Source organism: Polynucleobacter kasalickyi (assembly GCF_900176405.1).
Lineage (GTDB): Bacteria > Pseudomonadota > Gammaproteobacteria > Burkholderiales > Burkholderiaceae > Polynucleobacter > Polynucleobacter kasalickyi.
The window spans coordinates 1-14925 of record NZ_FWXJ01000020.1 but is presented as its reverse complement, the minus strand read 5'-3'; the positions used below and the strand labels follow the sequence as shown (position 1 = coordinate 14925).

The 14925-nt window shown below is 41.5% G+C and carries 14 protein-coding genes; 5 read left to right on the top strand and 9 right to left on the bottom strand.

What is annotated here, in order from left to right:
- The first annotated feature begins 78 nt into the window (after window positions 1-78).
- Window positions 79-300: a TIGR02450 family Trp-rich protein gene (locus B8983_RS13260; RefSeq protein ID WP_084285906.1), complete on the top strand. Its 222-nt coding sequence runs from the start codon at window positions 79-81 to the stop codon at window positions 298-300.
- 69 nt (window positions 301-369) lie between these two features.
- Here the strand turns inward: B8983_RS13260 and B8983_RS13255 are convergent, their stop codons facing one another.
- From B8983_RS13255 to B8983_RS13245, 3 genes are all read right to left on the bottom strand, one after another.
- Complete coding sequence (locus B8983_RS13255) at window positions 370-2679, bottom strand: TonB-dependent receptor (protein ID WP_159460909.1); 2310 nt, start codon at window positions 2677-2679, stop codon at window positions 370-372.
- Between the two features lie 7 nt (window positions 2680-2686).
- Window positions 2687-3238, bottom strand: coding sequence for a YcnI family copper-binding membrane protein (locus B8983_RS13250; protein ID WP_234987050.1), 552 nt, complete (start codon window positions 3236-3238; stop codon window positions 2687-2689).
- Window positions 3239-3307: 69 nt separating this feature from the next.
- On the bottom strand, window positions 3308-3685 hold the full coding sequence (locus tag B8983_RS13245; RefSeq protein ID WP_084285901.1) for a DUF2946 domain-containing protein: 378 nt from the start codon (window positions 3683-3685) through the stop codon (window positions 3308-3310).
- A gap of 342 nt (window positions 3686-4027) precedes the next feature.
- Here B8983_RS13245 and B8983_RS13240 point away from each other — a divergent pair, with 342 nt between their 5' ends.
- Entirely contained in the window at window positions 4028-4963 is a 936-nt protein-coding gene (locus B8983_RS13240) for an ABC transporter ATP-binding protein (RefSeq protein ID WP_084285956.1), read from the top strand.
- On the top strand, window positions 4963-5727 hold the full coding sequence (locus B8983_RS13235; RefSeq protein WP_439650392.1) for an ABC transporter permease: 765 nt from the start codon (window positions 4963-4965) through the stop codon (window positions 5725-5727). The genes B8983_RS13240 and B8983_RS13235 overlap by 1 nt, the downstream gene beginning before the upstream one ends.
- Window positions 5728-5777: 50 nt before the next feature.
- On the opposite strand, the gene B8983_RS13230 is transcribed toward B8983_RS13235, so the two are convergent.
- From B8983_RS13230 to B8983_RS13215, 4 genes are all read right to left on the bottom strand, one after another.
- Window positions 5778-6782, bottom strand: a complete 1005-nt coding sequence (locus B8983_RS13230) for a sulfurtransferase (protein WP_084285897.1) — start codon at window positions 6780-6782, stop codon at window positions 5778-5780.
- A gap of 95 nt (window positions 6783-6877) precedes the next feature.
- Window positions 6878-7828: a DUF6803 family protein gene (locus tag B8983_RS14130; protein WP_200806909.1), complete on the bottom strand. Its 951-nt coding sequence runs from the start codon at window positions 7826-7828 to the stop codon at window positions 6878-6880.
- Window positions 7829-7907: 79 nt separating this feature from the next.
- A complete protein-coding gene (locus B8983_RS13220) occupies window positions 7908-8492 on the bottom strand; it encodes a histidine phosphatase family protein (protein ID WP_084285895.1) in 585 nt (194 codons plus the stop codon).
- 71 nt (window positions 8493-8563) lie between these two features.
- Window positions 8564-10087 (bottom strand): cryptochrome/deoxyribodipyrimidine photo-lyase family protein, encoded by a 1524-nt coding sequence (locus B8983_RS13215; protein WP_084285893.1) that lies wholly within the window; start codon window positions 10085-10087, stop codon window positions 8564-8566.
- Between the two features lie 197 nt (window positions 10088-10284).
- Between B8983_RS13215 and B8983_RS13210 the strand changes: the two genes are divergently transcribed.
- The gene (locus B8983_RS13210; RefSeq protein ID WP_084285891.1) at window positions 10285-11757 is read left to right on the top strand and encodes an MmgE/PrpD family protein; all 1473 of its coding nucleotides are present in this window, start codon (window positions 10285-10287) and stop codon (window positions 11755-11757) included.
- A 114-nt stretch (window positions 11758-11871) separates the two neighbouring features.
- On the opposite strand, the gene B8983_RS13205 is transcribed toward B8983_RS13210, so the two are convergent.
- The gene (locus B8983_RS13205; protein WP_084285889.1) at window positions 11872-12804 is read right to left on the bottom strand and encodes a tripartite tricarboxylate transporter substrate binding protein; all 933 of its coding nucleotides are present in this window, start codon (window positions 12802-12804) and stop codon (window positions 11872-11874) included.
- Between the two features lie 140 nt (window positions 12805-12944).
- Between B8983_RS13205 and B8983_RS13200 the strand changes: the two genes are divergently transcribed.
- Window positions 12945-13700 (top strand): SDR family NAD(P)-dependent oxidoreductase, encoded by a 756-nt coding sequence (locus B8983_RS13200; RefSeq protein WP_084285950.1) that lies wholly within the window; start codon window positions 12945-12947, stop codon window positions 13698-13700.
- Window positions 13701-13767: 67 nt separating this feature from the next.
- Here B8983_RS13200 and B8983_RS13195 read toward each other — a convergent pair whose 3' ends face one another.
- The gene (locus B8983_RS13195; protein WP_084285887.1) at window positions 13768-14805 is read right to left on the bottom strand and encodes an Ldh family oxidoreductase; all 1038 of its coding nucleotides are present in this window, start codon (window positions 14803-14805) and stop codon (window positions 13768-13770) included.
- Between the last annotated feature and the right edge of the window lie 120 nt (window positions 14806-14925).

Sequence of the window (14925 nt, the reverse complement as noted above, 5' to 3'; positions counted from 1 at the left end):
CATCACCTAAATTTATAGTAGCATGGCATTTCATTTCTTCAGTTAACCTAGAAAAAAATAAAAAATACCGAAAGTCTTATGAATCGTCTGAGCCCCAAAAAATTACTATTAACCAAATGGACCGCTGTGCAGCCTCTTGCTAAGAATAAGCACTTTATTGTGACAAAGGTTATTCAACCGGAGGATGACAGTAACATCATCGATCTCATTGAAATCGAAGCAGTTTACTCGAAGAAGATATTACAAATTTCTTGGCGAGATTTGCAAGACGATACGAAATGGCTACAAGGTTGGAAATAAATTCCCTGCAGTCAGATACTTCCCCTAAAGTAATATGGTTTTAATCACTTTAGAGGAGATTGAATTCAATTAGTTATAGGAATATCTTAGATTCGCCACGAAGGTACGTTGTGGAAAAGGATGATACATAAAGTAGTCGCGATTCGCCAGATTATCAATACCAAAACTAGCACGCCAGTGTTGATCAATTTGATAACGCGCTTTGACATCCATCACGAAATACCCTGAAAAGCCCAAGTAAGTATTGGCATTCACATCATTATTATCAATCGATGATGCAAATTGTCGTTGATATCTTCCGCCCCAAGTGAAAGCCCACTTTTCATTTGGTCGATACGTAGCAACGCCAGTAATACGAAGAGGTGAAACACCTGGCGTCGGATTGCCAACGATCCCTTGCTTACGGGAGTCGAGTCCATCACTTTCAACGATGGTGGAATCAACTGCAGTAACACTACCTCCAAGATCAAATCCTTTTAAATAAAGATCTCTCATTTGACCAGATAGCTCCACTCCATAACTACGAACTTTTTTCACATTTTGCCAATAAGAGTAAAAGTAGCTTGGGTTATTCGTATCAGGATATCCATATTGGGAAATAAGTGCATCTTCCACTTGCTCCGTGAATAATGCAGTTTTGAAAAAGCCATTAGATAACTTTTTCTCGACACTCCACTCAGCAGACCAAACATTTTCTGGTCGAATCTTTGAAGGGTCTGGCGCAAAATATTTTGTTGCTTGTCCAGTTGCTGAAGCAGTTGTGGTTGAACTCACCACATTATAAAGTTCACCGGCGGTTGGAAACCGCATTGCATTAGCCACGGAGACCGAGCTCATCCAATCATTTGGCGCATCATAGCTGAGTGATAACTTTGGTGAAAAATGGTCATACTGAGTAGCTACTTGACTCATGCCTTGCGCGATGGAGCCCGTGGCTGAAGAATTTAATAAATAACCATCAAAGGTTTTCCAAGATTCATAGCGAAGGCCTGAAGTGAGTCTTAAGACATCGTTGATATAAAAAGTATCTTGAGCCCATAAGGCGGCAGTTTGAGTGACGCCTTGACCGACAGCTGCAACATTACCAGTTTGCGCATTCAACCAATCAGCAACTGAGTACTGGGTATTATTTAAGCGATTGTAATCATAGTGGGCTCCAAAACTAATCGTGTGTTTACCCAAGCCAGTATCTAGTTTGTAATTGCCTCGCCAATCAGCATTCGTCCAACCGGTGCCGTTATAGTCTGAGAGGGTCCCATTTTTACCAGCCACATTATTTACTATGCTGCCGTCTTGATTTAAATAACCTGCAGTTCTTTGCAAATTTTTATCGTAGTAGACGTTAGATAGGACCGCTTCCCATTCAAACTTTGAAAAGTTTTTACCGCTTAAGGTGACACTATTCATAAAGTGTTGTTGACTTAAGCTATACACTCCAGAAGCAAAGGTGGTACATGGCGCATTGCTCAAACAGTAACTCCCATTCGGGCTCCCCAGTAAATAACTTTGCACTTTACTATCGGTGGTTCCAGTCCAGACGCCAGTATGCAACGTTATAGACAGGCTAGGGCTCATCTCATATTTCAATTTGAAATTTGCATCATCTGACACACCATGCAATAAGTTAGAGGAGCCAAGATAATACCCCCCATTCGTACCATCTTTTTTACTATAGGAATACGGTGTAACGGGAGAGGTCCCAGTAACAAATGCTCTCGGTTGGGTATTTGCATCAGAGTGATTTACAGAGAAGCGCCAAGAGGTATCGTCTGAATGATCACCAATTAATGTAGCAATTGATCCAGACAAGTAATTGTCATTTGTGCCCAACTTATTAAATGTTTGAAGACTTCCGGTGGCATTCACTACGGCCATAAATTGGTCGGGCATTTTACTAGTGATATCAATTACAGCGCCCATTGAATTCCCAGAGTAGGCTGCTGAATAGGGCCCATACATCACTTCAATCCGCTGAATTTCCTCAGGCGAAACCATAAACCATCTTGGCGGACCATAGTTATTATCGTTATAGAGTTGATTGCTAATTGGCACTCCATCCACATTCACAATACTTTTTGCACTGTAACTGATTCCCCAAATACGCGTTGCGACCGAAGCGCCGCCATAATCAGCTGAGTCTCGTTTGCGAATCATTAGACTTGGGACGTATTTCAAAGCGTCAGGTGTATCAACGATATTGACTGTATCGTTCATCGTCTGTTCTTCAAGGGTAATGCTTGAGGCGCTAAACTGTGGAAGTAAATTTCGATCAATCGATCCCGAAATAGAAATCGACTCTAACTCAGAAAGATGCTCAGCATGAACGCCAATCACCATGAAACACATCGCGGCGATTAAATAGTAATGCATGTTCTTCATGTCCGGCTCAATGTTGATGTTGAGAATGATCATCTGGATCTGCGATAACCTTTAGTAAGGCGGCTGGATTTTTAAAGTCTTTGAGGGTTTTACCTTCTGCCGGTACTTCGCTCCACTCTAATTTTCCAGACTCACAAATTTGGGTGACCTTCCAATAGTATTGACCAACAGTCATTGGTGCTTGACCTACAATCACAAACTCATCATAAAATTCGGATGGTAAGTTCCCATTACGCCACACAATCTTAGCAACATCCTCTGAAATGGTTTTACCGTGACTAGTGTATGGCTTTTGTAATTTATCTTTTTGCGATTGAATCTCCCAATTGGGCTTTACCATTGGTTTTGCACCTCTAAAACCTTCTGGAATTTCAATCATTACTTGCTTAGTAGGAGAGCCGTCACAGCCATGGCTTACTTTAAATACTGCTTTGAAATAGGCACCCGTAAATACTAGTGGAGTTTCGAGTACAACATGAGCCTGCGTAGTAGTAATGAACAAAACACCCATGACAAATGCAAATGTAGTCATCCCTAATACAGAGAATAAATTTTTCATATCAACCTTCTTTAATAATTAATGAACATAGCGAGTCAAACATTTGACCGCGATAAAAACAGTAATTAATTAAAGAGGTGGGGCTTGTGAGGGGAGTTTAACCCAAGCGAATAGAGGGGAGGAAGCTTGATAAAATAACGGCGGATAAGTTGTAACCGTCAAGGGGGCAGAGAAACTTAGTAACTGATTAATGGATGGCACAAAGTAAGTATGCGCTAAACAATAAGGGCAAGGGGACTCAATACTAGTAGACGGGCTTGAGTCATCCTGATTAAGATGAATTGCCTGCATTCCTGACGAGGTACAAATCTCCATCGTTTGAAAATGACTCGCTGAATCTTTCGAAATTGCCTGAGAAATAACCGGCGCAAAAGTGCCTGCAGCTATTGAAACAATAGCCACCCAATAAACAACAAGGCGCTTTAGGTTACTGGTGATTTTTAACATCGTTTAATTCTACAATATATTTATCGTTAAGGGATGGCGAATACTAGGCTTTTGAGTATAGATGGCATCTCTCACTGAATCTGCATCTAAGTGAAGAGAATCCAGAAAATGATGGCCGTTAGCATCACTATTTTTAACAGAAAAAATTCGACAAATAATCCATCTTTTAAAGTTCACTATAAAATCTTTAATTTTTTTACGAATGGTTTTTTAGGTGTTCTAAATCTTTCTCAGCCAAGGATCTCTTGTTGTTATCCGCCGAGTAGGAAGTTTTGATATTTATTCACTGTTTTACCTGTGTTTCAGACTGTGAAAAAACCCCCTTTGTGTTACATTCAAACCATGAAAACTGTTCTTTCCATCTCTGGCATTAATAAAACATATCAATCAGGCTTTGCCGCTCTAAAAGATATTTCATTGGATATTCATACTGGAGAAATTTTTGCCCTCTTGGGTCAAAATGGTGCTGGTAAAACAACCCTCATCAATATTATTTGCGGGATTGTTAAAGCGAGTTCAGGTGTCGTAAAAGTCTTCGGCAAAGATAATGTCCATGAATATCGTGAAGCAAGATCTGAAGTAGGCTTAGTTCCACAAGAACTTTCCACCGATAGTTTTGAAACCGTGTGGAATACCGTAACATTTAGCAGAGGCTTATTTGGTAAACCCAAAAACCCTGCTTATATTGAGCAAATTCTTAAGCAATTATCCCTTTGGGAAAAACGCAACAACAAAATAATGACCTTGTCGGGTGGCATGAAACGACGCGTCATGATTGCCAAAGCACTTTCCCATGAGCCTAAGATACTCTTTTTAGATGAGCCGACCGCTGGAGTGGACGTTAGTCTGCGTAAAGACATGTGGGAATTAGTACGTGGTTTACAGAAGACGGGCGTCACCATCATTCTGACCACCCACTACATTGAAGAAGCGGAAGAAATGGCGGATCGCATTGGCGTGATACGCCAAGGCAAATTAATTCTGGTTGAACCCAAGGTTGAGTTAATGCAACAGTTAGGAAAAAAACAATTAACCTTACAACTTCATCAGCCAATTTCTCAATTACCACAGTCTCTACTTTTGGATGGTGTATCACTATCAGGGGATGGTTTACTCATTACCTATACCTACGATAGTCAGAGTAAAAATATTGGTATTGCCAAGATTCTAGAAATTTTAGCCTCTGAAAATATTACGTTCAAAGATCTTCATACGAGTCAAAGTTCACTGGAAGATATTTTTGTCAGTTTAGTCAACGAAAAGGAGTTAACTGTCTGATGATCAATATTCATGCAATTATGGCCATCTATCAATTTGAAATGGCGCGCACCAAACGTACCTTGATGCAAAGTATCATTTCCCCGGTGATTTCAACCTCTTTGTACTTCATTGTGTTTGGCTCGGCCATTGGTTCAAGAATGCCACAGATTGATGGTGTGACCTATGGTGCGTTTATCGTACCTGGGCTGATCATGCTGTCCTTGTTAACGCAAAGTATTTCGAATGCATCGTTTGGAATTTATTTTCCGAAATTTACTGGTACGATTTACGAACTACTATCGGCACCCATTTCACCACTAGAAATTATTCTAGGTTACGTTGGTTCTGCAGCAAGTAAATCCATCATCCTTGGCTCAATCATCCTACTAACTGCTAGTTTCTTCGTACCATTGCATATTCATCATCCAGTTTGGATGTTGTTTTTCTTGGTACTAACTTCCATTACGTTTAGTTTGGTAGGTTTTATTATTGGTATTTGGGCCGATGGATTTGAAAAACTACAAGTAGTGCCACTCCTCATCATTACCCCCTTAACTTTTTTAGGTGGTAGTTTTTATTCTCTTTCGGTGTTGCCAAGCTTTTGGCAACAGGTGGCTCTCTTTAATCCGGTCGTTTATTTAATTAGTGGCTTTCGATGGAGCTTTTATGATGTTGGCGACGTTAGTATGACGCTCAGCGTCGGGATGGCCATATTCTTTTTACTATGTGCACTTGGTACTGTTTTTGCTATTTTCAAGACGGGCTATCATTTACGGAACTAAACTTGAATAGAGCAACCGTAGTGCTTGCTCCATTCAATAATAACTATTTCTTAATTACTCTTGGCCTTCAATGCATCTTCTAATTGATTAATTTTTGCCTGCATGGCAGTAATTTTGGCATTCAGTGCACCAACATTTAAGAATGTTTCCTGTTCCGCTGGAGCATTTAAATTATTTCCCCAGCCAAGCCAAGAGGAGTCATAAACCTTTACATTTTTAAAGCCCAGATTTTTTAAAATAGTGGTAGTTTCTGAAGCTCTAACACCACTTTGACAATACACGACGGTTTCTTTATTAGGATCCAACTTGGCGTAAAGCTTTTTCAAATCCAAAGTATTCTTGAGTGACATCCCGGAATTTTCTGCAACTTGTTTTTTACTTAACTTTATAGCGGTCGTAGGATCTTGCCAATTTTCCTCAAACGGAATATTGATCGCATTTGGAATATGGCCACCTCGGATTGCTCGAACATCTTTACCAGCATATTCATCAGGAGTGCGTGCATCTACAATTTGTAAATTACCTTTGTTATAAAGGTTTAACATTTCCTCATTAGATACCATCAACTGCGTTTGCTCAACTAGCGCCACAGATACTGGAGCCAACTTAGTACGCTCTTTTGTGGTTGGCAAGCCTGCAGTTTTCCAACCGTCAATCCCATCATGATAGATTTTGGCTTGATTACCACCAAAGTAATTAATCGTATGTAAAGCAAAATAGGAGTATGGATTGCCGCGAGTACCGTACACCATTACTTCACGATGAATATCTAAACCGGCGGCATCAAAGATCTTTTTAATTTGTTCAGTTGGAAGATAGTCTTCTTTATTCATGTCTCGTAAAACAACGCCAGCATCCCCTAAATTCATCGCGCCGGGAATGTGTCCCTCTAAATAACTTTTTTCATCTCGTACATCCCAAATAATTGCACCTCGCTCAATGGCTTTTTGCATTTGCTGGGCATCAATAATAGTATCTAATCCCTGTGCCAAAACATGGGTAGCGAATAGGGTACACAAAATACTAGGTAGGAACTTCTTCAACTGGGCAAACATCTTTTTACTCCGTAAAATTTTTAAAAAACTACTGTCATAGTGACGCTGAATCAATGGACTGCTTTATTACTACTCACTCTAATCATAATGCTCATTTACTTGAGCCGGTAGCTGGCATGACAAGCTGTGCAAGCTTCGGTTGTTTTGCTCAGAGCTACTAACGCTGGCTTTAAATCACCAGTTACAGCTGAATTTTGAATTTCAATGGCAAATTTACTTGCATTACGATGCATGCTTGTCCCAAGTTCTTGCATACCCCGAGGCATATATTGTGAATTTTCTGTGGCACCGTGTAATTTCAAAGCATTCATACCCAACTGATCCTCAGCTAACTGCGCAGCTTTCTCAAGTTGTCCGGTTCCGATGGCAGCGTGAATTTTCGAAATGGTTAGTAAATGGTCCCGCATATTACTTAAGATATGTTGTTTCATTGGCGCAGGAAAATCAACCGCAACTCGGCTATCAGTGGATGCCTCATTACCAGCATGCATCATATGCGTTAGGTGCATTTGCTCTTCTTCACTGCTAGTAAGTTCGGAATTCAGATTGCTTTGCTGGTTATGGACAGCATGATCATTACTACCTTGATAGCCAAGTAGGGAGGGATCTAACATACCACTAATCATCGCAATATGACCAAAGATCAAAAACAAAGCAACACAAATGGCATGGATTTTAAGTTTAGCCATTTGATGAAGTCGTTGATTAACGAATCCGAACTCTTGTAAGGCAATCCAAATTAAAGGGAGGCCGCCTAGTAGATAAGTCGATACGGCGACCAGATCAATCGCGGTACGCCACTCACCCGCTTGAGTGATTGGCACGACTACTGTGATCATCAAATAAGCAATGATGCCAATAAAATATAACCCTACTGATGTCCCCGCAAATCGATTTAGGTGATAAACAAAGCCACTAAATTTACGTGTATAAAGAATATATAGTTCAGTGATGGCTAATGTCTCTGCCAGAACAATTGGGATGGCCATGAAAATAAGTAAATTCCAAGGTTGATTCTCCGCCAGTAACTGCATGTAATGCGTCATATTCACGATGAGCCTCCCATTGCCATGAGGTTAAAAAAACAGTTTAGCTTACAACACACAAAATAATCGTTAGTTGCCACTAAAACCGAGGACTCTTATAAATGGTGTGACCGAGATGCTCACCATTCTTATTCACCTTGACTAAAACCATATCCCCTACATCGACCACTTTTCCAGTAAAGGCCTGGATGTTGACATGGTGAGTGACGAGAATGATTGGCTTATTTGGATATTCAACTAAGGATTTTTTAATGAAGGTCGCTAGTTGCTTTGTCTGCTGCACCTCTAAACTCATGTCATCAAAAAAAGATCCTAAAACAGGTTCAATCATCAAAGGCCCTAGATGCATGAGCGTAGCTGTATCTAAACACCGACACCAAGGACTACTGAACAATTTGGGCTCTTTAATACCTTGTTGCACGAGCCAATCACCGATGAGTTTAGCTTGTCTTTTGCCGTCCGAGCCCAAGTTGCGCTGCGTCGAGCATTGCCCAAGTTGGTAACCAACCGGATCGCCATATCCGGGGGCGTCGGCATGCCTCATTAATAGAACGTGTTGACCATCTTGCAACAGATCTAATAAAGCCGCTTTTACTGGTAAAACAGCTGATAAGAAAATAATTAAAAGAACGTTAAAAATTAATTTATATTTGAAATATCTCATCTCGAAATTTGTATTGTTTAAGTTAATTACATTATGCGACTGTATCTTCAATCGAACGAACCTGCCACCTTCTAAAACTCAAACCCTAATTGATTCGCGTTCACTTTTTTTGATTCTTTTTTAGTATTTCTTTCAAGGATTTTACGTGATGCATGTTTATTCACTATTTCCGCTTTACCAGCTTTTACTGCCGGCTTTTTTCGTCTAGCGTGCAAGCGGTCTTTTGACTCTTTGAGCGCTGACTTAAGGTCCACCTTCGGGACTGGCAAATCGACTCCAAGTTGTAAACCAGAATTCATTTGCACCTCCTGCGTCATCAACCAAGGTTCTAGTAACCACGAGTCAGGTACTTTACGCATTGTTGGTAACCATTTTCTGACGAAATAGCCCTTCGGGTCATGATCTTGCGCTTGCTTAATAGGATTGTAAACTCTCGTCGTATTGATCCCCGTAGTTCCGGATTGCATTTGCAGCTGACTCCAGTGAATACCAGGTTCATAGTCAAGGAACTGTGTCGCTAACCATTCCCCTACTGGGCGCCAATGTAACCAAAGTGGATAAGCGGCGACCGAAACTAACATCGCCCGCATCCGAAAATTTAACCAGCCAGTTTGTCCGAGCATCGTTACGCAAGCATCCACCATCGGCCAACCTGTTCTAGCATTTTTTAAATCCTCAAACAACTCTTCATTAAAGTTATTTTCTCGCAGACCATCGTATACGCGATGCATGTTCATCCACTCTATTTCTGGTTCACTTTCTAGTTTTTGTATGAAATGGCAATGCCAATGTAAGCGACTAATAAATGCGGTTAATCCGGCGCGGTGCCGAACTGCTTGGGGTGGTAATTGTGCAAGGACTAAGCGAGTTTGTTGTATTACCTCCCGCATACTAATACAACCAAAAGCAAGATAAGGGGAAATCCGAGAGCATGCATCAGGCGCCAACAATGGAGAGGAGATTCCTCCCCGATAGCCAATACTACGGGCATTTAAAAAACTATTTAAGGTAGCGATTGCTAAGCGCCTGCCACCGCGCAGTCGTTGTGGTGGATTATGCAATAATTTTTTTGGAGCTGGCATGCTTAACGGGATCTTCGAACTAGTTTTCCAAAAATGCATTTGCCCGATGGTTTGAATAGGCGAGCTCATCAACTTTTCCCAAGCGAGATCCCATTGGTTTCTGTTTTTCAGGCCACGTATTACGCCGAACTGCTGATATTCATGCCAGGTGATTTGATGCTGCTTACACCAAATTGCAACTTTTTGATCCCTGAGATAAGTAAATCTATTCCCAGTCTCTTGGTGAGAATGCAGCTGCAAAAACGGTGCTTCCTGAATAATTTTAGAAAAGACTTCGATTACTTCACCGTAATGAACCTCTATACAACCGCCATATTGACCTAGTACAACATTTAAATCTTCTAATGACTCTTTGATGAATTCAAAATGTTGGAGCGCAACATCAGGTTGTTGCCAGAGTTGTGGTTCTACGATATAAATACATCGCACCGGTCCTTGTCTAGAAGCCTCTGATAAAGCTAGGTGATCTTGGCTTCTTAAGTCTCTTTTAAACCAGACCAGTTGATAACTCATATTTTTTATTGTTGAAGAGGGTGAAAAACTACTTATTTCAGAAGAAATTGTTTGAATTGTATTTATATCACCTCTTTGAAAAGCTTGTTGAGTCGTACTGCGTTTGTAATGGTAGCTAAATCACAGCAGACTTCGTAGCAACATAACTCCCTAGGTTAGAATAAGAAAAAACAAATCCAACGACAAGGAGACAAGTGATGGAAGTAAAACGACGTGATGTTTTAGGTGCGGGCCTTTTATTAGGCGCTGGGTATTTTGCGAGTCAACCGGCACTTGCTCAGTCGACCGGGTCGACCACTACATCTGGTGAGTCATATGGCGCAGGGAATACAGGACTTGGTATTACGCAAGCACTCTCAAAACATATTGCTGATTTAAATTATGAGGATCTACCCGCAGACTCTACACATGAAGCAAAGCGTGCGATATTAGATTGGATGGGTTGTGCAATGGCCGGTAGTCAACATCCAACACCACAAATTTTGATTAAATCCTTAAAAGAAATCGGCTCTTTACCAACAGTTACTGTATTGGGACAAAAAGGTCTTAAATTAAGTATGCTAGATGCGCCTCTAGCCAATGGTCAAATGGGTCACGTACTAGACTTTGATGACACGCATTTAGGTGGTGTGATTCTTCACACGAGTACTGCGACAATGCCGGCACTGCTTGCCATTGGCGAGTCTGAAAAATCCTCTGGCAAAGAAATGATGACGGCTTTAGTCGCCGCCTTTGAGGCCGGTATTCGGGTTGGACAGGGAATGCCTGGACACCATCGAGGAGGTTGGCATTTAACGGGCACTTTAGGAACCATTGCTGCAACTGGAGGTTCGGCTAGGTTGCGTAAATTAACGGCCAGTCAAACCGTCAATGCACTTGGCATTGGCTGTACTCAGGCCGCAGGAATGCAACAAAACCGCGGTAGCGATTGTAAATCTTTCCATGCTGGTAAGTCGGCTTACCATGGCGTTTTAGCATCTCTATTGGCGAGGAATGGCTTTACGAGTTCTCCTGAAATATTGGAAGGGAATCTTGGTTTTACACGCATTTATAGTAAGACTCAGGATCTTCCAATGATTGCCTCTAATTTTAATACCCCAAAATTGATTAATGGCAATGGATATAAACCTTATGCCTGTGGCGTGGTCTTACATCCCTTAATCGATGCTTCAATCAAAGCGTCGATTGACCATAAGGTCGCTCCAGAGGAGATCGAATCATTAGAAATCATTGTGCACCCTGATGTGATACGTATTACTGGGGTTGACGCCCCTGGTTCAGGCCTCATGTCAAAATTTAGCGCGAATCACGCCGCTGCCGCTTCTTATATCGACCAAGCCGGTGGTATTTCACAATTTACGAATGAAAAAGCCCAACAACCCAAAGTACAAGCCCTCCGGAAACTAGTTAAAGTAACGGCATCATCAAGTTATCGACTTGATCAGGCATCAGCTATAGTAAGGACAAAATCAGGCAAGACTTTTGAATCCGGTATTGAGCATGCAACCGGTACTGTAGCTAATCCGATATCAGATCAAAATTTAGAAGCTAAGTTTTTAGGCAATGCTAGCCAAGTAATGGGTAAAGAAAAAGCGAATAGTGCAATTAAGTCTATTTGGAGTTTAGAGAAGATGGCTAATATCCAAACCTTAATTCGTTTGTTTGCGTAAAAGTCATTATCGAAACAGAATTACAGGATGGATCCAATCCTCCTGTAATTCAGCATTTAGAACCTTAAATTTTCTGATGAGTTCACCACTCAATTAAAGTACCTCGGTAACTGATTAATTCGCCGTAATCTTCGTTTTCGCAATGACATTTTTCCAGCGCTCGGCTTCTTTAGCGACAAAAAGTTTTAATTGCTCTGGAGTCCCCGTTTCAACCTCAGCACCTTGATCTTCAATTTTCTTTTCAACTGCTGGATCTTTTAAGATCAGATTCATTTCTTCATTTAACATTCTAATTACCGCTTGTGGAGTTTTTGCTGGGGCAAAGAGTGCGTACCATTGCTCGACACTCACCTCTAACAAACCCTGTTCTGCCAGAGTCGGAACCTGCGGCATTACTTTGGATCGTTTCTCACCAGCAATCCCTAAAGCCCTTAACTTCCCGGCGCTTACTTGAGGATAGGCGGTATATACGCTTGGGAACATGAGTTGGGTCGTTCCGGAAATCGTATCCATTACCGCTGGCGCAGCCCCCTTATAAGGAATATGCAGTACATCGGTACCCGTCGCTAATTTAAATAACTCTCCCGCAAAATGGGGTGCAGAACCATTTCCAGCTGAGGCATAGCTAATCATATTGGGCTTCGATTGTATATACGCTATTAGCTCCTTCGTATTTTTAGCCGGAATAGCATTATTCACAACTAACAGTGTTGGAGAAATAGCAATCATACCAATAGGTTCAAAATCTTTGATGGGGTCATATTTTTGTTTTAAGAGTGCTGGGCTAATGCCATGCGTTGCCGTATAGCCAAGTAAAATCGTATAACCATCAGGAGCTGCTCTAGCAACATATTCAGCGGCGATACTCCCATTCCCTCCAGCTTTATTTTCAACGATTACCGCTTGACCAAATTTTGCCGTTAACCCCTGCGCAATATACCGAGCAAAAGAATCTGTGCCGCCACCAGGTGGTGTAGGAACAACAATCGTAATGGATCGATTTGGAAACTTTGTTTGAGTGGTCCCTACATTGGCAAACAGCACCATATGACTTCCTATTAAAAGACGCAATATTAGGGTTCTAAGATGATGATTTAGGATGCGCAACTTTATCTCCCGTGATGATTATTTATTCGAAAATGGTAGCATTAAGTATTGAACAAATAAAAATTAATGAAGGAAATAGGATGGATTGGGGACTTAAAGGTAAAACAGCTTTAGTAACAGGTGCAAGTCAAGGTATTGGTCGAACCACTGCCAAAATGCTTGCCGAGGAAGGTGTAACAGTTGTTGGCGTTGCCAGGCGTAATGAGCTCGTTGAGGCTCTATCCAAAGAGGTTGATCGTAAAAATGGCGGAGAAATAATCCCACTGTGTGCCGATTTCTCCGTTGAAGGTGATTCAGAAAGAGTTGCGCTGGAAGCGCTTGGCAGATTAGGCCATGTAGATATTCTAATTAATGCTGCTGGTGGTAGTCGGCCGATTCCATTTGATGCGACTCATGAACAATGGTTAGAGGGAATGACCCTTAATTTTTTTCGCATTAGAGAATTAACGCATGCTTTAGTGCCTAAAATGCAAGAGAGAAATTGGGGGAGGATTGTTACTTTTACGGGAACCTCTGAACCCAGGATGTTAAATGCCGCCTTCACGGCTAAAGCCGCAGTTCATGTTTGGGCAAAAGCACTTTCCCGTGAGGTTGCTCCCTATGGTATTACCATCAATTGCCTGCAACCTGGTCGCATTCGGACAGAGCAAATTCAAAAACGTTATCCAACCTTAGAAAGCGAATTAGAGTACTCTCGTCAAGAGATTCCAATTGGCAGGTTTGGTACTACTGAAGAAATTGCCTCAGTCGCTTTATTTTTCAGCTCACCACTATCCAGTTATGTCACTGGAACTGTCATCCCGGTTGATGGAGGTTCAAGTCGTTTTGCTTTTTGATAATGAGGAGATTCATTGACTGGTGTGTGCCTGAATAAAAGTTGATGGCAAACACCAGGCTTGAGCCTTATGCCGGTGTAATTGCATCAATGTCCACTCCAACTGTCATGGCGGCTTTTTTAACTGCATCCCAAGTATCTTGTGGGATCTGGATACCCTCTTGAATCCTTTTTTGAAAGGTCTTTGCTTCTGGTTCGCCAGGCAGTAAAACCTCGTCAAAGCCTTTTGCTGGCGGGATTGCTTTGAATTTATTAATGGATTTTTGCAAGGCTTGATTATATTGTTCCATGGGTTGAAACAAGGAAGCCTTGAGGGCAAAGATAAAAATACCGCTACGCTGTGTTACTGCTGGAAAATTTTCAGAACCGACCAATGGCCCACTCATCAACTCAGCCATGACAGCTAACGCATATCCCTTATGGCCACCAAACGGTAGCATAAAACCGCCATCGAAAAAATCATTCGGATCGGTACTAGGATTACCATTTTTATCAACCAAACAATTGGGTGGTAAGGCTTCATGTTTGGCCTTAGCCACTTTAATTTTTCCTGCAGCGATAGCTGAAGTTGCAAAGTCTAAGGTCACATGTGGCCCGTCTTGATTCGGCAAAGTGATGGCTATTGGATTGGTACCTAAGAGGGGAGCCGCACCACCGTAAGGAGCGGTCATTGGGCGATCAACCGTACCAATCGTCATGAACATTACCACGCCCTTTGCTGCAGCTCGTTCCGTAAAGACAGCCAGTCGGCCGGTATGTGAAGCTTGTACAACCGATACGGCACACACACCAACTTCTAAGGCTTTTTCAATCGCAATATCGGTTGCAAAATTCCCGACCACTTGGCCAAAAGACCAATTTCCTTTTACAACTGCACTAGTAGGTGTGTCTTGAATAACTTCAGGACTGGCCAACGGATTAATTTCGCCATCCTTAATGCTTTGCAAATATTCTGGGATACGTAATATACCGTGTGAATCATGGCCAGCAAGATGGTTCGCCACCAAAATATCTGCAATTTGGGCTGCATCTGTATTTGTTGCGCCAGCAGCCATAAAAATAGTTTGTACCAATTGATTTAAAGCAGTTGAATTTAATTGTCTCATGGGATTTTTTTATTTAAAAGTGAATGGTGAATTCTAATACGAAGTGCAACTTTGAAAAATGAAAGGAGGCTAAGGATGATTTAGTATCTTAGCTTCTCGACCTCCAAGTCAAAGTAGCCA